The 18,318-nt window shown below is 67.9% G+C and carries 13 protein-coding genes; 5 read left to right on the forward strand and 8 right to left on the reverse strand.

The window, feature by feature from the left end; genetic code table 11:
- Nucleotides 1-58: 58 nt before the first annotated feature.
- Nucleotides 59-1,585: an aldehyde dehydrogenase family protein gene (locus SCA01S_RS12245; RefSeq protein WP_054130430.1), complete on the reverse strand. Its 1,527-nt coding sequence runs from the start codon at nt 1,583-1,585 to the stop codon at nt 59-61.
- Nucleotides 1,586-1,794: 209 nt separating this feature from the next.
- Between SCA01S_RS12245 and SCA01S_RS12250 the strand changes: the two genes are divergently transcribed.
- Nucleotides 1,795-2,565, forward strand: coding sequence for a 2-keto-4-pentenoate hydratase (locus tag SCA01S_RS12250; RefSeq protein ID WP_157088958.1), 771 nt, complete (start codon nt 1,795-1,797; stop codon nt 2,563-2,565).
- A 34-nt stretch (nt 2,566-2,599) separates the two neighbouring features.
- On the forward strand, nt 2,600-3,403 hold the full coding sequence (locus tag SCA01S_RS12255) for an SDR family NAD(P)-dependent oxidoreductase (protein ID WP_054130432.1): 804 nt from the start codon (nt 2,600-2,602) through the stop codon (nt 3,401-3,403).
- A 119-nt stretch (nt 3,404-3,522) separates the two neighbouring features.
- On the opposite strand, the gene SCA01S_RS12260 is transcribed toward SCA01S_RS12255, so the two are convergent.
- Both SCA01S_RS12260 and SCA01S_RS12265 read right to left on the reverse strand, forming a co-directional pair.
- Nucleotides 3,523-4,710, reverse strand: a complete 1,188-nt coding sequence (locus SCA01S_RS12260) for an MFS transporter (protein ID WP_062785876.1) — start codon at nt 4,708-4,710, stop codon at nt 3,523-3,525.
- A gap of 89 nt (nt 4,711-4,799) precedes the next feature.
- Entirely contained in the window at nt 4,800-6,164 is a 1,365-nt protein-coding gene (locus SCA01S_RS12265; protein WP_062785879.1) for an aminotransferase, read from the reverse strand.
- A gap of 253 nt (nt 6,165-6,417) precedes the next feature.
- Between SCA01S_RS12265 and SCA01S_RS12270 the strand changes: the two genes are divergently transcribed.
- A complete protein-coding gene (locus tag SCA01S_RS12270) occupies nt 6,418-7,362 on the forward strand; it encodes a LysR family transcriptional regulator (protein ID WP_231627483.1) in 945 nt (314 codons plus the stop codon).
- A 476-nt stretch (nt 7,363-7,838) separates the two neighbouring features.
- Here the strand turns inward: SCA01S_RS12270 and SCA01S_RS22260 are convergent, their stop codons facing one another.
- From SCA01S_RS22260 to SCA01S_RS12280, 3 genes are all read right to left on the reverse strand, one after another.
- Nucleotides 7,839-7,994 (reverse strand): hypothetical protein, encoded by a 156-nt coding sequence (locus SCA01S_RS22260; RefSeq protein WP_156306329.1) that lies wholly within the window; start codon nt 7,992-7,994, stop codon nt 7,839-7,841.
- 78 nt (nt 7,995-8,072) lie between these two features.
- Nucleotides 8,073-8,348: a hypothetical protein gene (locus SCA01S_RS12275; RefSeq protein WP_157088959.1), complete on the reverse strand. Its 276-nt coding sequence runs from the start codon at nt 8,346-8,348 to the stop codon at nt 8,073-8,075.
- A 4-nt stretch (nt 8,349-8,352) separates the two neighbouring features.
- On the reverse strand, nt 8,353-9,552 hold the full coding sequence (locus SCA01S_RS12280; protein WP_231627484.1) for a CaiB/BaiF CoA transferase family protein: 1,200 nt from the start codon (nt 9,550-9,552) through the stop codon (nt 8,353-8,355).
- Between the two features lie 213 nt (nt 9,553-9,765).
- Here SCA01S_RS12280 and SCA01S_RS12285 point away from each other — a divergent pair, with 213 nt between their 5' ends.
- Both SCA01S_RS12285 and SCA01S_RS12290 read left to right on the forward strand, forming a co-directional pair.
- Nucleotides 9,766-10,731, forward strand: a complete 966-nt coding sequence (locus SCA01S_RS12285; RefSeq protein ID WP_062785882.1) for an IclR family transcriptional regulator — start codon at nt 9,766-9,768, stop codon at nt 10,729-10,731.
- 8 nt (nt 10,732-10,739) lie between these two features.
- Complete coding sequence (locus SCA01S_RS12290; RefSeq protein WP_054130435.1) at nt 10,740-11,957, forward strand: SGNH/GDSL hydrolase family protein; 1,218 nt, start codon at nt 10,740-10,742, stop codon at nt 11,955-11,957.
- Nucleotides 11,958-11,978: 21 nt separating this feature from the next.
- Here SCA01S_RS12290 and SCA01S_RS12295 read toward each other — a convergent pair whose 3' ends face one another.
- A complete protein-coding gene (locus SCA01S_RS12295) occupies nt 11,979-14,777 on the reverse strand; it encodes an alpha-L-rhamnosidase (RefSeq protein ID WP_062785883.1) in 2,799 nt (932 codons plus the stop codon).
- Nucleotides 14,777-18,253, reverse strand: coding sequence for a glycosyl hydrolase (locus SCA01S_RS12300; RefSeq protein ID WP_062785886.1), 3,477 nt, complete (start codon nt 18,251-18,253; stop codon nt 14,777-14,779). The genes SCA01S_RS12295 and SCA01S_RS12300 overlap by 1 nt, the downstream gene beginning before the upstream one ends.
- Nucleotides 18,254-18,318: the final 65 nt, after the last annotated feature.

The following is an 18,318-nucleotide window of genomic DNA, read 5'->3' on the forward strand; positions in this document are numbered from 1 at the left end:
GGTTCCCTGATTGAAGACGTGAAGTTGACGCAGCGCGCGGGTGGAGCTGAACCTCTGCTCAGCTGAGGTTGACCCACACGCTCTTGGTCTCGCTGTAGAGCTCCATGGCCTGGCGCCCGTGCTCGCGGCCCCAGCCCGACTGCTTGAAGCCGCCGAACGGGGTGGCGTTATCGACCATGTTGAAGCAGTTGACCCAGACAGTGCCGGCCTTGACGGCCGCGGCAAGGCGGTGGCCCTGGCGGATGTCGTTGGTCCAGATGCCCGCCGAAAGGCCGAAGTCGGAATCGTTGGCCTGTGCCACCAGGTCGTCGGCATCGCTCCATGACAGCGCGCTCAGCACCGGGCCGAAGATTTCCTCGCGGACCACGCGCATGTCGCGCCCGGCGCCGCGCAGGATTGTCGGTTCGAAGAAGAAGCCCTCGCCATGGGCCGCAGGCCGGCCGCCGCCGATCATCACCTCGGCGCCCTCTGCCTGGCCGATCTCGACATAGGAGGCCACGCGGTCCCACTGCTCCTGCGAGACCAGCGGCCCGAAGTTCACGCCTGCATCAAGGCCGTTGCCGATCGTCAGCTTGGCTGCCTCGGCGGCGACGCGATCGAGCAGTTCGTCGTGGATCGCGGCGTGGGCATAGAGGCGCGAGCCGGCAGTACAGGTCTGACCCTGGTTGAAGAAGATGCCCGCCGCGATTGAGGCTGCGGCGGCGCCGAGATCGGCATCGGGCAACACGATCTGCGGCGACTTGCCGCCCAGTTCAAGGCTGACCTTCTTGAGGTTGCCGGTGGCGCCGCGCACGATCGCCTTGCCCACCTCAGTCGATCCGGTGAAGGCCACCTTGTCCACGCCGGGATGCGCGACCAGCGCCGCACCGGCTTCGCCAAAGCCGGTGATGACGTTGAACACGCCCGCCGGAATGCCCGCTTCGAGCGCCAGCTCGGCCAGGCGCAATGCGGTCAGTGGCGTCTGCTCGGCGGGCTTGAGGATGACGGTGCAGCCCGCCGCAAGCGCGGGCGCCACCTTCCATGCCGCCATCGACATCGGATAGTTCCACGGCACGATCAGACCGCACACGCCGACCGGCTCGCGCGTGGTGTAATTGAGGATGCGCGCCCCGCTGCGCGGCGAAACCGGCAGCGTCTCTCCGCCGAACTTGGTGGTCCAACCCGCAAAATAGCGGAACGTCTTGATCGACCCCTCGATCTCGACCCAGCGTGTCAGCGAGGCGGGCTTGCCGTTGTCGATGCATTCCAGCACCGCCAGTTCGTCGGCCTCGCGCTCGATCAGGTCGGCCAGGCGATAGAGCAACTGCCCGCGATCGTAGGCGCTCATCGCCGCCCACGCAGGATTGACCAGCGCGCGGCGCGCAGCCGCGACAGCGACATCGACGTCGGCCGCCCCGCCCTCGGCAACCTGGCAGATCGTCTGGCCTGTCGCCGGATTCTCGGTGGCAAAGGTCTTGCCGGAAAGCGCAGGCACTGCGCGCCCATCGATGATGAGGCCGCGCGGAGCGGGCGCGAGGGCGGCGGCCAGGCGGTCTGCCGTCTGGCGTGCGGTCTCGGCGATGGGGGCGGTGGGCTGGCTGGACATGATACTCCCCTCGGTCTCGCCTCTCGCGGCGATAGTGTGATGCAGCAGACCCGCGGCGGCGTGGTGACCAACCAGGCGACTCCGGCTTGGACGTGAGCTAACCCAACTTCATTGCGTAAACAATACTAGATTTTCAAAGTTTGTTGTTGCATATGCGCGACAATGAAGTGGCGGCGGCAAAACGAGTCCGACCGCCCCGGGAGAACTCCATGCCGATAGGCGACCTTTCGCTGGCGCAGGCCCTGCTTGCCGCGCGCCGCTCCACCAGCCCTGCCGCAGTGCCTGCCGATGACGTGCCGGTGGCCCAGGCCTATGCCGCGCAGCGCGCCGTCCATGTGGCGCTGACGCTGCCGGTGATGGTGTGGAAGCTGGGGCTGACCAGCGAGGGTGCCCGCATGGCCCATGGCGCACACGAACCGGCAGTGGGCCGGCTGCGCGCCAGCGACATCTTCTGCAACCACGGCACCATCGATTTTTGCGGCGACGAGATGTTCGCCGAGGCCGAGCTGGTATTCGAACTGGGCGAGGATTTGCCCCCGCGCACAAAGGCCTACACGCGCGCCGAGGTTGCCGCCGCGCTCAAGGGCGTGTGGGCCGGCATCGAGATCGTGCGCACCCGCTTCGAACACAGTGACCTGCCGCTCGGCCTGCTGATCGCAGACAACGTCATGGGCTATGGCCTGGTACTGGGCGATCGTCTCGCGACGGGCTGGGAAGCGCGCTTTGCCGCCATGCCGGTTACGCTCACGATCGACGCGGATGCACCGGTGGCGGGATCGACCGATCGCGTCATGGGCGATCCGCTCGATGCGCTGGTTTGGCTCGCCAACTGGCTCTGTGCCCATGGCGAGGGCGGGCTGCGCGCCGAGCAACTCGTGGCGGCCGGTAGCTGTACCGGGGTCACGGAAATCCATCGCGGCGACACGATCGTCGCCGCATTCGACCAAGCCGGGATCGCCAGGGTGGTCTTGTCCGCCTGATCCCATCATCATGCATTTCACGAGGAGATCGAACATGAACCTGGAACTGGGCCTTGCGGGCAAGGTCGCCGTCATCACCGGCGGCGGCGTGGGTATCGGCAAGGAAACCGCGCGTAAGCTGGCGCTGGCTGGCGCCAAAGTGGTGATCGCGGCGCGTACTGCTGCCAAGCTCGAAGCGGCCGCAGCCGAACTGCGCGAATCGACCGGCGGCGAGATCATTGCCGTGCCCACCGACACAACCTCGTGGGAGTCGGTCCAGGCACTCGTCGCGGCCGCCGTGGCGCGCTTTGGCGGTGTGCATATCCTTGTCAACTGCGCCGCAGCACCAGGCGGCTTGGTGCGCAACGCGATCGAGCTGGCCGACGAGGATGCGCTGATGCTCGATCTCAACACCAAGCTGTTCGGCTATTTCCGTGCGGCAAAAGCCTGCGTGCCACATATGCGCAAGGCCGGGTGGGGCCGCATCGTCAACGTCGGCGGTCTGACGGCGCGCTGCACCGAGGCGCTGTCGGGCATGCGCAACACGGCGCTGGTCCACTTCACCAAGACGCTCTCTGACGAAGTGGGACGCGACGGCATCACCGTCAACATCATCCATCCGGGCGTTACCCGCACCGAACATATCGAGGAATGGTTTGCCGAGATGGCGGCCGAGGAAGGCACCACGTTCGAGGCCATCGTTGAGCGCGAGGCCGCCGGCCCCGCCGCGGTAAAGCGTATGCTCGAAGTGGCCGAAGTGGCCGACCCGATCGTGTTCCTGTGCTCGCAGTTGGGCAGCGGCATCACCGGCGAATCGATCGCGGTGGACGGCGGCCTATCGCGCGCGGTGTTCCTCTGATGCAGCAGCGATAAGGATGCGGGGTGCGGCCTGTCGCCGCACCCCAGCTTCACCCGATTATGCCGCCGAAATAAAGCCGCGCGGCCGAGCCGCCGATTGCCCAGCAGGCCCATAGCTCATCAAGCAGGGCGCCGCCGCCGCTCAGCGCGAATGGTCAGCACGGTAACGGCGATGCTCGCCGCCAGAATCGCGCTGTTGGCATAGATCATCGGTGCAAACGAGCCGCTGGCCAGCGTGGTGGCGGCCGCTGCAGGGCCAAGGCCAGTGCCGAATGTCTGGATGGAGCCCATTGCGCATACCACCCGCCCGCGCAGGCACGCCTCGGCACAGATGCCCGACAGCAATGGCTGCGCAAAGTTCCAGCAGAACTGCAACAGTACCACTGCCACCACGAAGCCGGTCGCCTCGACCCGCCCGTCAAACATCAGGAAGCTGATGACACCCGCCGCGCCACTCAGCAGCAACGGCCACACCCGGCCCCACCGGCGCGGCAGCATGCCGGCAAGTGCAGCGCCGGCAACGCCTGCCATCGTGCCGATCGAAAGACCAGTGGCGATCACTCCAGGCGCAATGGCGTGGGCCATGCCGATCCGCTCGGAATAGCTCCACATCGCCCCCAGCGCGAAGAAGAACAGAAAGACTCCAAGCAGGGCCCCGCTCGCCAGCCGCATGTCGAGCCGGCCGGCCCCGGCAAAGATGTCGGTTTCGTCGATGCTGCCTTCGGGGAACCAGCGTACGCCCAACGCCACTGGCACCACGACCAGCGCATTGGCGAGGAACAACGTCGCGGGTGAGACCGCCGCCTGCAGGGCGGGCAGGCTGTAGAGCAGCGCCGAGCTGCACAGCGCGCCAACCACGAGATAGATCGAGAATGCGCGGTCCGGGTTGGCGGCGCGGCCAAGCGCGGCAAAGGCAAAGCCCACCGCAATCCCCTCGCCCGCTCCCGCCACCACACGCGCTGCGGCCATCGCGGCAAAGCCCGTGGCCAGCGCGGTCAGGATATTGCCGGCGATCACCAGCGCCAGGCCGATGCTCACGGCAAGACGCCAGGGCACCCGCGCCAAAAGGAACGTACTGAGGCCGATGGTCACGCCCATCGCGTTGATGTCGAACGCAGCGAGATAGCCGAGCTGGTCGTTGTCGAACCCGGTCTTTTGCGCGATTACCGCCAGAAAGCCGGGCGTCACGAAAATCACGAAGGCGCCGATCAGACCGACCAGCACCGCGCTGATCTGCCCCGCCGGGGTCAACCGGCGCGTGCCGCGTTCGGCCTGCGCCATGCCCTCGATTGCGGTGTTGAATTCCATCTGCCCCTCCCTGGACGACGTGGAACCGCGCCGCGAGCGGCAATGCATCAAACCATGCACCACCGCCCGCGCCGGGTTGGTCTTTGGGTTCAGCCGGGCAACACGTCCTCCACCGCAGCACCGAAGCGATCGACGATAGCATCGGCATCGGCGCGGGTGATCACCAATGGCGGGGCAAAGACCAGGGTATCACCCAGCGCGCGGGTGATCAGCCCGCGATTGGCTGCAGCCTTGAGCACCTGGCGACCGGTGCGGTTGGCCATGGGCAGCGCTTCCTTGGTGCCGCGATCGTGCACCAGTTCGATTCCCAGCATCAGTCCCTGGCCGCGAATATCGCCAACATGGGCGTGCTGACCAAGCCGGTCGCGCAACGCCTGGAGCATGTAGGGCCCGACGTCGGCGACGTTGTCCACCACCTTGAGCTCATCGATCAGCTTGAGCGCGGCGAGCGCGGCGGCCGCGCCGACCGGGTGCGCCGAATAGGTATAGCCGTGGCCGAAAAGCCCGGCCTTGCCTGCCTCGCTCTCGATCACGTCCCAGACCTTTGGCGAGATGTAGCAGACCGACATCGGAAAGTAGCCCGAGGTCACACCCTTGGCCGAGGTGATGAGGTCGGGCTCGTAGCCATAGGTCTGGCTGCCCCAGTAGGTGCCGAGACGACCAAAGCCAGATACCACTTCGTCGGCGACGAGCAGGATGTCGTGCTTCTTGAGGATAGGGCAGATCGCCTCGAAATAGCCTTCGGGCGGCGGAATCAACCCACCAGCGCCCATCACTGCCTCGGCAAAGAACGCGGCAATGGTGTCGGCGCCTTCACGCTCGATCAGATCCTCGAGTTCCTGGGCAAGCTGCTGCGAGAACGCGCGCTCGGTCATGCCCTCGGGCGCCTTGCGATAGTAGTAGGGCGCGCTGACGTGCAGGATCGGGCCCTTGGGCAGGTCAAACAGCGTGTGCATGCCCGGCAGCCCGGTGAGACTTGCCGTGGCCACACCGGAACCGTGGTAGGCGTTCCAGCGCGCGATGATCTTCTTCTTCTCGGGCTTGCCGCGCAGGTTGTTGTAATACCACACGAGCTTGAGCTGGGTTTCGTTGGCATCGCTGCCCGAGGCACCGAAGAACACCCGCGACATCGGCACCGGCGCGCGTTGCAGCAGGGCCTCGGCGCATTCGGCGACGACGTCGCTGCTCATGCCGTTGAACGTGTGGAAGAATGACAGGCGCTCGCTCTGCCGGGCGATCGCCTCGGTGATTTCGCGGCGCCCATAGCCCAGGTTGACGCACCACAGGCCGGCCATCCCGTCGATGTATTCGCGTCCATCAACGTCACGCACGTGGATGCCGGAACCACTTTCCATGACCGTGGGCCCTTCGGCCATAAGATCGGTGATCGCGGTGAACGGGTGGAATTGGCTGCGCTGGTCGCGCAGGGCCGCTTGGGAAAGCTGGCTGACCATCGAATTTCTCCCTTGTCTGCGTCTTGCGCGGTCCGCGCCGCGAATCAAGCGCCCATGTGGCGTAGCACGTCCTCGCCGAAAGGCTTCATAAACGCAACAGTAATACTGAATTTGAGATATCTTTTCCGTTTAAACAACAATTGCCCGCAGCAGGTGCAGACAGGCCGCACCGGGATCGCTATGGTGGGCCAACGTGCCCGTGACGGTGACGGGATACATTGACCCGGGCACGCGTGTGGCAGAGGGAGCAGGCATGGACGACAGACCCGATCTTGGAAACGTGATGGCGATGATGTCGTTCGCTGCGGTGGTCAGCACGGGGGGCTTTTCCAGCGCTGCCACGATGCTGGGGTATTCCAAGGCCGCAGTCAGCCGCCAGATTGCCAAGCTTGAGCAGAGCATCGGCGTGCGCCTGCTCGACCGCACCACACGCTCGGTGACACTGACACCGGCGGGACGCGAGATGTATGCGCGCTGCGCCCGCATCGTCGAGGAAGTCAACGAAGCCAACCAGGTGATGACCGGGATGCTCTCCAAGCCGCGTGGCGAGCTCAAGGTCAACGCACCGGTGGTATCCTCGCTGTTCGATCTCACCACGATCCTGCCGCGCTTCCTCCAGACCTATCCTGACGTGCGGCTGTTCGTGAACCTGTCGGACAGCAAGGTGGACCTGCTCAAGGGCCGCTTCGACGTGGTGTTCTGGATGGGTGACACCTTTGATTCCAGCCTGGAATCGGTGCAGTTGCGCAGCTATCCCATGGCACTCGTCGCCGCGCGCTCGTACCTCGACCGCGCCGGGCGCCCCTCGGCCGCCAACGACCTCAAGGTGCACACCTGCATCGTTGAAACGCATATCTCCAAGGTTGGCGAGTGGCGCCTGTCGGAAGACACCACCGTTGCCGTCAACCGCGGACCGCTCACCAGCAACTCGGTACGAATGGCACGCGAGGCCACGCTCGAGGGCCTGGGCATCAGCTACCTGCCGCGCTTCCTCGTCGAGGACGACATCGCCGCCCGCCGCCTCGAGGTCTTGCTGCCCGACCTCGTGAACGAGCGGATTCCACTGCATGTGGTATTCCCACGCGGCAACTACGCGTTGTCCAAGGTGCGCGCTTTCGTCGATTTCGTGCGCGCAGAGATGGCCGATCAGGAAGAGGGCGCCGCCGCGCCGATGTTGGGGCTGGCGACTGCGATCTGATCACCGCGCCGATCGGCGGCCGCGAGGAAGACACCACCCTATCGCAGGCCGAGCGACACCTGACAAAGCGGCCTGATCTGGCGTATCTGCGTTTCCGCCAGCGCATGGAGTTCAGTGCGGCAACAGCTCCTCGCTCCGCCAGGGCATTGAGCGATCATCGTTTCGCAATTGCGTCGAGGGAGCCATTTGGTGAAGGCCGTGACCTGCCCCGCCAAAAGTCCCTCGTGCGCAAGGCAAAGTGCGACGCCACGGAGGTTTCCGATGTCCGTCGGTTAGGCAATTGCAGGACGAGAACGGAAAGCTGAACTGGCCTCTGGCTGATACCACGTTACACAACGCGGTCCTGGATGACCTGCTGAGAAAAGGCTGACGACACTAGGCCAGCACTTTCGAGCGAATTGTCCCGTCGCGTTCGGCTTCCTGCAAGCGCGCTATCGGGGACGGCTATGGAAAGCGAGGACCGCGCTTGAATCGTATCAAGCAAAATCAGGGAACGCTGGCGGAGCGGCGAGCGGACGCCCCTGCGCATCGAGCTTGCGCGGAAACCGCGCGAGATCGGCCCTGACCCAGACCGGCGTATAACCCGGCCCGCCGTTCTTGAACGCGCCGAACCACAGCAGCACCAGGCGCACGCGGTGCTGGCGCGCCTGGGCCAGCAGCGTATCGACAAAGGCGAAATCGAACTGCCCCTCGCGCGGCTCGGCCCGGGCTCAGGCCACCGGCATTTCCAGGGTGTTGGCGCCCAATTGCTCCACCGTCTGCCACACTTGCGGCAAGACGCTGGCATGGTTGGAGGAATTGTTGGCCTGCGCCCCCAGCACAAGGAACGGCGCGCCGTCGACGAACAGCGCCGGGCGGCCATGCGGCGCCGCGATCCGTGGCAAGGCGGGCGCTTGCCGGCCGGGCGGCTGGGCCCTGATCGTCTGGGCACTGGCCGCTGTGGTGCGCAGCAGCGCCAAGGCGCTAAGGCAAGTGCGGGCGCGCATCGCCTCAGGCCAGTGCCAGGCCGAATTCGGCGGCGATGGCCGCGCTGTGCTCGCCCACGCGCGGGGCACCGCGCGCCGAAGCCGGCCTTTGCCCATCGATTCGCATCGGGCTGGCGGTGGTGAGAATGCTGCGGCCCCGGCCGCCGATCGATTGCAGCATGTCGAGCGCGCGGAAGCTTTCGGCCTCCAACAATTGCTCCCAATCGAGCACGGCCGCGGTCCAGATGCCGGCCGGCTCCAGCACGGCCAGCCATTCCTGCGTGGTGCGCGTGGCCAGGCGCTGCGCGATGCGGTCAAGCAGCGCGTCGCGCCCGTCAAAGCCGTTACCGCTCTCGCCCAGGCCCGGCAGATCAAGCAATTCGCCGATCCGGGCCAGCGGCGTCATCGCCAGGGCAAGATGCCCATCTGCTGTGCGATAGACGCCATAGGGCGCAGCAAGATAGGCATTGGCGCCATGGGCGGCGGCGCGCGTCGGGGGGCGGCGGCCATCGTTGAGATAAGTGGTCAGCAGCTCGAACTGGAAATCGACCAGCACTTCGAGCAGGCTGGTTTCCACCCGCCCCCCCAGCCCGGTGCGCGCGCGGCGGACCAGCAAGGCCAGGATGCCCTTGGCCAGAACATGGCCGGCCAGCATGTCTGCCACCGAAAGCCCGATCGGCATCGGCCCATGGTCGGCACTGCCGGTCAGCCACATCACGCCCGAGCGCGCCTGGGCGAGCAGATCCTGGCCCGGCAGCTTGGCCCAGGGGCCGGCACTGCCAAAGCCCGAGACGCTGGCATAGACCAGGCCGGGATTGATCGCCTTGACGTCTTCATAGCCCAGCCCCAGCCGCTCGATCACGCCGGGGCGGAAGTTCTGGATGATCACGTCGGCCCGCGCGACCAGGCGGCGCAGTTCCGCAAGCTGGCCCGCGTCCTTGAGATCGACCGCCAGGCTTTCCTTGTTGCGGTTTATCGCGTGGAACAGCGTGGAATCGCCGGCGATGTCGGTATCGCTCAGATAAAGATCGCGGCACAGGTCACCGCTCTGCGGCCGCTCGATCTTGATCACGCGCGCACCCAGATCGGCCAGTTGCAGCGCGGCCGAAGGGCCGGCGAGGAACTGGGCCATGTCGAGCACCAGCAGATCGGACAGGGGGCCGGGACTGGCCGCAGACGACGCTGTGTCCGTTGCCGAATCCGTGCGGATAAGCCGCTGTTCCAATCCCGTCCTCCACATCACTCATTGTTTACAGGCTAACATACATTCTCTATATAAACAATCAATGCAAATTCCACGCGCCTCTTCCGCTATCACCCCGGCCAGCCCGGCGCGCGCCCGTGCTGGCGGGCAAAGCGGCAGGCGATGATGGCACTTCGCGCCGCCATGGGTTACGCAAGCCGCCCGATCGCCAGACCAGCCGCGGAAGGACAGAACATGGATGCGCGCCCCGAATCAGCCACCCAGGCAGACAGCCCTGCGCCGGACATGCCGGACCTGGGCGACGGCCCGCTCGACGGGCGGTCAGAGGGCATGCTGGCGGACAGCATCCTGTCGAGCGACGAGCGCCGCCGGAAGTATGCCGTGCCGGCGCTGGAAAAGGGCCTCGATATCGTCGAGTACCTGGCCGACCAGGCCGTGCCGATGACGCAATCGCAACTGGCGCGCGCGCTCAACCGCCAGCCGGGCGAGCTGTTCCGCATGCTCGCCTGCCTGGAAGGGCGCGGCTATGTGCGGCGCGACCCGACCAACGGCGGCTATGCGCTGACGCTCAAGCTGTTCCAGCTCGCGCGCATTCACTCGCCCTATGAAACGCTGATCGCGGCGGCGCGCCCGCTGATGCGCTCGCTGTCCGACGACGTGCGCGAAAGCTGCCACCTGACCGTGTTGCAAGGCAACCAGGTGCTCGTGCTCACCCAGGAAGAGAGCCCCAACCCGTTCCGCCTGTCGGTGGAAGTCGGCTCCACCCATTCGCCGCTGCGCACCAATTCGGGGCGCCTGCTGCTCGCCGGCCTGGCGCCCGCCGCGTTTGATGCCTGGCTGGGGCATTCGCGCGAATGGCAGGCGATGGCGCCGGCCGCACGGCAGGATCTGCTCGCCCGCATCGACGACGTGCGCGCGCGCGGCCATGCCCGCTCGCTGGGCGAACGCTTCCTGGGCGGGGCGGATATCGGCGTGCTGGTGGGCACGCCGGGCGCGCCGCTCAACGCCGCGCTGACCATCGCCACGCTGATTGACGCCAATGGCGACGCGCGGCTCGATCCGCTGCTCGAACCGCTGCAACGCACGGCCGCCGCCATCAGCCAGGCCGCCGGCCTGGGGCTGGACAGTGGGCCGCTGGGTAGCGCGGTGGACACCCCTGCCCCGGCCAAGCCGGCAAGAACCCGCAAGACCACAAAATAGGAGAGATCATGATTGCCAGGCCCATCGCCGCGCTCGCCCTGCTTGGGGCACCCCTGCTGATGGCGGCCAGTCCGCCTGCGGCTGGCGACGGGAATGGCAACTGGGCGGCCGGCTGGTTCAGCGCGCCGTTCGCGCCGATTGCCGGCCAGCCGGGCGGCACCCCGGCGATCTTTGCCAACCAGACGGTGCGCCAGATCCTGCGCGTGGACACCGCTGGCAATGCCATCCGCCTCAAGCTGACCAACGAGCTGGGCATCGCCCCGGTGCGGATCGCCGGGGTGCACGTGGCGCTGGTCGATGCAGACGGACGCCTGGTGCCGGGCAGCGACCGCGCGGTAACCTTTGCCGGCGGCGCGGAAGCCTGGATTCCAACCGGCGCGCCGCTGCTCAGCGATGCCGTGCCGCTGCCAATCGAGGCGCTGCAACACCTGGCGATCTCGGTCTATTACAAGGACAGCGCGATGCCCGCCGCGCATCATGGCGATCTGGTGGTGGCGCCCGGCGAGCAACTGGCGGCTGCGTCCATGGCCGGCGCTCGCCCGCTGCGCGGCCCGGCGGTGGTGTCGCAAGTGGAAGTGGCGCGGCCCCAGCGCGGCCCGGTGATCGTGGCGTTCGGGGATTCGATCACCGAAGGCGCCGCCTCCACCCCCGGCAAGGACATGAGCTGGCCCCAACAGTTCGCCAAGCGGCTTGCCGCCGATACGCGCTATCGCGGATGGAGCGTGGTCAATGCGGGGATGAGTGGCAACCGCCTGTTGCACGAAGGCTTTGGCCTGCCCGCCCTGGCGCGGCTGGACCGCGACGCCCTGGCGGTCAGCGGGGTCACGCATATCGTGCTGCTGGAAGGCATCAACGACATCGGATGGTGGAACAAGCCCGACAGCGACGTGACCGCCGCGCAGGTGATCGAGGCCTATCGCCAGATCGTGACCCGCGCCCATGCGCGCGGGGTGAAAGTGATCGGCGCGACGATCCTGCCCTACAAGGGCGCGGTCTATTTCACGCCGGAGGGCGAGGCGATGCGCCAGGCGGTGAACGCCTTCATCCGCACCGGCGGGCTGTTCGACGGAGTGATCGATTTCGAGAAGGCGGCGGCCGATCCCGCCGACCCGGCGCGGATCAATCCCCGTCTGGAGCCGGGCGACCATCTCCACCCCAACGATGCCGGCTATGCCGCCCTGGCGGCCGCCGTTTCGCCCAGCCTGTTCGAAGCGCCCCGTCGCTGATGCCGCGAACCGCCCGCGTACTCAACCAGCGTCGCGGGCGGTCCAGCGATAGTGGCCGGAGCCGAGCGTGATGGCCTGGCCGGCCTCCTCGCGCGCGAAACCGAGCACGCCCGGCACGCGCGCCGGGGCCAGGCCCTGTTCGCGCCAGTCGCTGGCGGGCAGCCCCGGCAAGACCAGCCGCGCCTGGCGCCCCGGCGGCACGGAGACGGTTACGGCGAGGTGGCCTGCCTCGCGTCGCCAGGCGCAGGACAGAACGCCCTCGCGCAGGCGATAGCTGGCCTCGGCCGCCGGGATATCGGCCGGCATCTGCGGCGCGAGGCGCAAGGCCGCGTCCCCGCCTCGCGCGTGATCGATGTCCAGCCCGCCCAGGCGCCGATAGAACCAGTCCTCGGCATGGCCGAGCATGAAATGGTTGAGCGACTTGGTGGGATTGGCGTCCCACGCCTCGGTCAGCGCGGTGGCCCCGCGCGCCAGTTGCAGGGCATAGCCGGGGCGATCGCGCACCCGCAGCATGGCCAGGATCACATCGTCACGCCCGGCCGCAGCCAGCGCCTCCAGCACGTAGCGATAGCCGATGTCCCCGGCGGTAACGCCATTGCCTTCGCGCCGAATCGCCGCGATCAGCCGGTCGAGCGCCGCGGCACGCTGCGCCTGGGGCACCAGGCCGAGCGCCAGCGGCATGGCTTGCGCCGTCTGGCTGCCCCGTTCGTAGCGGCCGGTGGCGGGATCGAGAAAGCGCGCGTTGAAATGCTGCGTAACCTGCACCGCCAGCGCGGCGTAATCCGCAACCGCCCCGATCCGCGCGGCGATCTTGGCCATCGTCTGCAAGCAGGCAATATAAGTGGCCGTGCCGACCAGCGCGCGCGAGGTCAGTTGCGCCTCGCCCGGATCGCTGGGGCCGACATCGTACCAATCGCCCATGCCGAAATCGACGATGCCATCCCGCGCCCGCTGCGCGAGATAGGCGCAATAGCGTTGCGCCGCCGGCCAGGCCGCCACCAGCACGGTGGCGTCGCCGCAAAAGCGATAGGCCGCCCAGGGTGCCAGCACCGCCGCCGCGCCCCATTCGGGGGAATTGCGCCAGACCTGGTCCTGCCCCTGCTCGTCCTGGAAGGCGACATATTCCGGCGCGATGCCCGGCACCATGCCATCGGCCTGCTGCGCCTCGGCGATGTCGTGCACCAGCTTGTCATAAAGCGGCGCGGCATCGCGGTTGTAGAGCACCGTGGGCGCGTTGAGATAGGTCTGTTCCAGCCAGCCCAGCTTTTCGCGGTGCGGGCAATCGGTGAGGACCGAAACCATGTTGCTGGTCACGGCCTGATCGATCAGCCCATGGATGGCGTTGAGCAAGGGATCATCGGCCTGGAACCGGCCGACGCGCGCAAGATCGGCGTGGAGCACCACGCCTTCGACCGCATGGATCGCGGCGCGCAGCAGGCCGCGCAATTCCAGCCAGCGAAAGCCGTGATAGCTGAACAGCGGCTCGAACGCTTCGACCCCGCTCCCGGTGCTGACGTGGGTAAACGCCACGCGGTTGCCCGGCCCGGCGTTGAAGCTGCGCTGGCTGACCCGGCCCTGTTCGTCCAGCGTCTCGCCCGGCAGGATGGTCAGCGTGGCACCGGCCGGCGCCTCGATCATCAGGCGGGGCCGACCGGCGAAGTTGACGCCGAAATCGACCAGCAGCACATCGGGCGCCACGGCCGTGATCGCCACCGGCTCCAGAGTGCGCGCGGCGACCACCGGCGGCACCAGCCCGGCGCGGAGCATCCCGCCCGGCCCCGGCACGGCCACTACCGGCTGCCAGTCGCGATCGTCGTAGCCAGGTTCCATCCAAGCGGGCGGCACCAGGCGCGCGTCCCAGTCCTCGCCGCCATAGATCGAGGAAAAGCGGATCGGCCCTTCCCGCCAACGCCATTGCCCATCGCTGGCAATGTGCTCGATCCGGCCATCGGCATGCTCGATGGTCATCGCCAGAATCGCCTTGGGCCGGCCGAAGCTGTCGAGGAACTTGGTGTAGCGGCCCTCCTTGGCCTCTACATTGTACATGCCGTTGCCCAGCATCAGCGCCAGGACATTGTCGCCAGCGTGCAGCAGGGCCGTGACATCGTGCGTGTCATAAAGCGCGCGGCGGCGGTAGTTGGTCCACCCCGGCGTCAGCGCCGCATACCCCACGGCCTGCCCGTTGATCGCCAGGCGATATTGGCCCAAGCCGCAGACCGACAGCACGGCCCGGCGCGGCGGCGACGCCAGGCGCAAGGGCCGACGCAGGATCGGCAGCGGCCGGGCGGGCACCATGGCTGGGCTCGCCTGCCCCTGACGGTGCGGCGGTAGAACCGGGTCGGGCTCCGCCGCGATCCAGCGGTCGGGCCAGCGCGCCAGCTCGAGCACCCCGGTGAGGAACGCGGCGGGCGCGCTCCAGGCGCCCGGCCGCCCCGCCGCATCGAATATCCGGACCGCCCACCAATAGCGGCGGTGGCTGTCGAGCGCCAAGTCCGCTGTCGGCACCACCAGAGTCTGCCCGCCGGCGGCGGACGATCCGGCCCAGCGGGCGCCCTGGCCAGCAGCCACGCGGGCGCGATCGGTGCCGCCGATCAGTTCGAACCCGCGCTGCACCAGGCCGCGCGCGCTTGGATCGCGCGCGGCAAGGCCCCAGGAAAAGCGCGGACGCAGCAGGTCGAGCCCCGCGGGCTCGGCCACCCCTTCCACGCGCAAGTCTTGCGCCAGCAGATCACCCGGTGGCAGAGAATGCGCCCTGCCGGCGCCGGCCACCAGCGGCGTCGCGCCGATCGCGGCCAGCGCGGTGCGACGGTCCAGCCTCATTAGACCGGAATGTCCACAAGTGGCTTAGCCACGATCCGGACCGGACCGGCCAGGCCCGCTGGCAGCAGCGGCGCATCGCGGGCCGGCAGCCAGTCCTTGGTGCCGCGCAGCTTGGGATAGACCCAGGCAACCCGCTCCGCTTCGGGCAAGACGCGATCGCCCACCAGGCGGTTGTGCCAGGTGTTGGTGACGGTGATGGCGATCGTGTTGCATCCCGGCCGCAAGAATGCGGTGATGTCCAGCCGGAAGGGTGCAATCCAGCGCCGGCCGGCCAAGCGCCCGTTGACCGCGACTTCGGCCATGGCATGCACTGCGCCCAGATCGAGCATCAGGCGGATATCGCGCACCAGCAGGTGGCGCGGCAGGTCGATCTGCGTGGCATAGGTGCCCGATCCGGCATGGAAGCGCACGCGATCGGGGGCAAGGTCGTTCCACAGCGCGGGCTGCTTCAGCGTCAGCCGCTCGGGCGGGGCGCGCCAGCCGGCAAAGCTAAGCGTCCAGGGCTGGTCGAGTTCGATTGCCGGGGGCATGGCCGGCGCCACCGGTGCCAGGCGCCGCCCGTCGCTGCGCAGCAGCCGAGCTTCTCCAGCCCCGGCCATGACCAGCCGCTCACCACGCCATTCCAGGCTTTGCCCGGCCGCGAGATGGGCCTGTGCGAGATGCGGTGCCACGCCGCCGTCGCTCAGAACGATGAACCGGCTTTCCCCCGGCGCCAGGCGCAGCGGCAGGACCGTGCGCCCGGCGACATTCCGCCAGGCGGGTGCTGGCAGGCGCTGCCCTTCCAGCGCATCCCACAGCGCCACGGCGCGCGCGGTCACGCGCAAGGATACTTCGGTATCGAGCGCGGCACCGCCGGTGTTGGCCAGGAAATAGACATCGACCCCCGCCTCGCGGCGATGAGTCCATTCGAGCCCCGCCGCATCGTTCGCCAGAAGATCGCCCGCGATCCCCAGGCTGGCCAGGACATGCGCAGGGCTTTGCCCCCAGACCACGCGCCCGGCGCCCAGCCAGGTTTCGCCCTGACGTCCGGCATCCGGCCAGAGCCGGCGGCACTGCGCAACGAACGCCGCGGGATCGGCTTCTCGCCCGACGACACCAAGCGGCGGCGGTGCCAGCACCGTGGCGCCCGCCCGCACCAGGCGTTCGAGTGCGGCGAGGAAGCCGCTGGAATAGCGCGCTCCCGCGCGCAGCACGAGCAGGCGATAGCGCATGCCGCCGGGCAGTACGATCGCGCCCTGCTCCACCCGCGCCAGGCGCACCAGCGCATCGCGGTTGATCGAGTCATAGGCCACGCCGGCCGGCAATGGCGCGTCCAACTGGTGCGGCAAGAGCGCGCGGTTGGGAATGTCTTCCCCGGTGAACACCGCCACGTCGCTCACTGGCAGGCCGCGTTGCAACACCGCCTGGCAGCGGCGCAGGTAATCGAACCAGCCGCGCGCCTGGCTCCACCAGGTCTGGGTGCGGCTGAACATCGTGCCGATACCGTTGAGCGTCAGCCCCGGCGCGCGATCGAGAAACGGCTGCGCGGTATAGACGTGCAGCATGAAGCGGTTGATGCCCCGGCAATAGTGCCGATCGCCCAAGGGCTTGAGCATCGCGGGGTGCTCGTCCCAGAGAATGTCGTTCTCGGTGAAGCTTTCCGTGGCAATGATCCGCTTGCCATAGATGCGCCCGCCCGAAACCGCATCGGCCACATCGGTCGGCTTGTCGTTGCGCGGCGTGCGCAGCCAGAATTCGCCCATCGGCACATCGGTCGCCTCTGCCCAGCGCAAGCCGTCCACGGCATAGGTCGGGCTGGCCGGCTCCCCGCTGAAGCGGCAGCCGCGTGCATGGGCCAGGCGCGCGATGGTTTCGAAGAACGCGCTTTGCGTAAGATCGGCCACGGTCTGCCGGAAATCGTGCAGTATCGCCTCGCTCTGCTCTGCGCTGCCGACCGGCACGCCGGCCAGCACCGGCAGCCAGACGCGCAGGGCATAGCCGCGCAAGGCCTGGAACCGGGCAGGAAAATCCGCCGTCCAGTTTTGCCCGCTGGCTTCCCAGCTATCGACATGCACCGTGTTCAACACTTTGCCCGCGCGCGCCGGGCCGATGCGATCGAGCGCGGCGCCGAACCAGCGATCGAACTGCATGGTCACTGCCGCCGCGTTGAAGCGATCGACTTCCAGCCCCTGCGCACCCCCGGCGGCGGAGTTCTCGCGGCCATTGCTGGTGTGGCCCAGGCGCAGGATGCGCCAGCGGCCGGGCGGTGGGGTCCAGTCGAGCGTGCCATCGGCCGCCAGCCTGTCGGTCAGGTCGAGCACCTTGGCCGGGTCGACGCAGACCGCATCGGGAACGTCGCGCGCATCGGTGCGGCGGCTGATCGACCATTGCGCCGCCGTCTTGCCCACGATCTGGTGGATTTCCGGCCGGGACGAAAGCTCCAGGCTGAACAGGCGCAGGCGCACGTCCTGCCCGAAATCGTAATTCTCGAAATAGGGGCCGGGCGCCTGCGGCTCGTGCACGAAGCGGAACACGCGCGCGGTGGTTTCGGGCAAGGCGTGGGTCAGCGTGGTCAGGTCGGTCTGCCAGCCATGCTGGGGATATTCCAGCCGGCCAACGGGACGGAACGTGACGCCATCCTCGCTTGCTTCCACGCGCAGCGCATTGGCCGCGCGATAGACGCCGGGGGAATAGCCCCAGGGCGACGGCGTGCGCACGGTGACCGAGCGCAGCGTGAACGGCTGGTCGAAAGCCACGTCGATCTGGCCGGCCTGGGTGGTGTCGAACACGTCCTCGTCGTTGCCGGGATCGAGCAGGCGCGCGAGCGGTGGCCCGGCCAGCGGCAAGGTGGTGGAAACGCGCGGATGGCGCCGTGCGCTCGTCTCGTCCAGCGCTTCCGGCCAGGGAAATGCCAGCACCGCCACGTCGCGATACCAGTTGCGCCGCATCGGCGGGGTGGCCAGGCGGATCGCGCCCTGCCCGGCCGTGGCGCGCGTGTCGGACCAGGTCAGCACCTGCATCGACAGGTCGGGCGTGATCCAGGGGCCGCTCGCCGTAGCCCAGCCATCGCAGATGTTGAGCGACAGCGTAATCCCCAGCCGCTCCGCCTCGGCCACGGCGTGATCGATCAGGCCCCACCATTGCGGCGTGAGTGCATCGGCCGGCGGATCGACCAGCGGCGGCTTGGCCGAGGCGCCAATGGCAAAGACCATCGCCGTGGTGATGCCGTTGGCGTGCATGCCTTCAAGATCGGCCGTGATCCCGGCCGCGCTGACTGCGCCATCGAGCCAGTACCAGTAGACACCCGGTCCGGCCTCGGGCGGAGGGCGGTCGAATGCCTCGCCCCAGGCGCTCGCTTGCGGATCGACCGGCGCGGCGTGGCCGTTGCCAGGCGCGGTGCCCGTGCACAACAGTGCCGCCGATCCGCCCAGCAGGGCCGACCGGCGATCCACCATCAGGCCCGGAAATACAGCATCGAAGTCACGCTTGGACGGCATGGCAGGCCTTTGTCTGGGCCGCGCATCGGGCCGGCCGGATGCCAGCCTGCCCGATGCGCGGAGGC

This window comes from Novosphingobium capsulatum NBRC 12533 (assembly GCF_001598375.1).
Lineage (GTDB): Bacteria > Pseudomonadota > Alphaproteobacteria > Sphingomonadales > Sphingomonadaceae > Novosphingobium > Novosphingobium capsulatum.

Bases quoted from the DNA above. Each gene is read 5' to 3' on its own strand.
- SCA01S_RS12250 (WP_157088958.1), top strand. From the start codon at position 1,795: ATGCCGATAGGCGACCTTTCGCTGGCGCAGGCCCTGCTTGCCGCGCGC.
- SCA01S_RS12270 (WP_231627483.1), top strand. From the start codon at position 6,418: ATGGACGACAGACCCGATCTTGGAAACGTGATGGCGATGATGTCGTTC.
- SCA01S_RS12285 (WP_062785882.1), top strand. From the start codon at position 9,766: ATGGATGCGCGCCCCGAATCAGCCACCCAGGCAGACAGCCCTGCGCCG.
- SCA01S_RS12255 (WP_054130432.1), top strand. From the start codon at position 2,600: ATGAACCTGGAACTGGGCCTTGCGGGCAAGGTCGCCGTCATCACCGGC.
- SCA01S_RS12265 (WP_062785879.1), bottom strand. From the start codon at position 6,164: ATGGTCAGCCAGCTTTCCCAAGCGGCCCTGCGCGACCAGCGCAGCCAA.
- SCA01S_RS12245 (WP_054130430.1), bottom strand. From the start codon at position 1,585: ATGTCCAGCCAGCCCACCGCCCCCATCGCCGAGACCGCACGCCAGACG.
- SCA01S_RS12260 (WP_062785876.1), bottom strand. From the start codon at position 4,710: ATGGAATTCAACACCGCAATCGAGGGCATGGCGCAGGCCGAACGCGGC.
- SCA01S_RS12300 (WP_062785886.1), bottom strand. From the start codon at position 18,253: ATGCCGTCCAAGCGTGACTTCGATGCTGTATTTCCGGGCCTGATGGTG.
- SCA01S_RS12295 (WP_062785883.1), bottom strand. From the start codon at position 14,777: ATGAGGCTGGACCGTCGCACCGCGCTGGCCGCGATCGGCGCGACGCCG.
- SCA01S_RS12275 (WP_157088959.1), bottom strand. From the start codon at position 8,348: ATGCGCGCCCGCACTTGCCTTAGCGCCTTGGCGCTGCTGCGCACCACA.
- SCA01S_RS12290 (WP_054130435.1), top strand. From the start codon at position 10,740: ATGATTGCCAGGCCCATCGCCGCGCTCGCCCTGCTTGGGGCACCCCTG.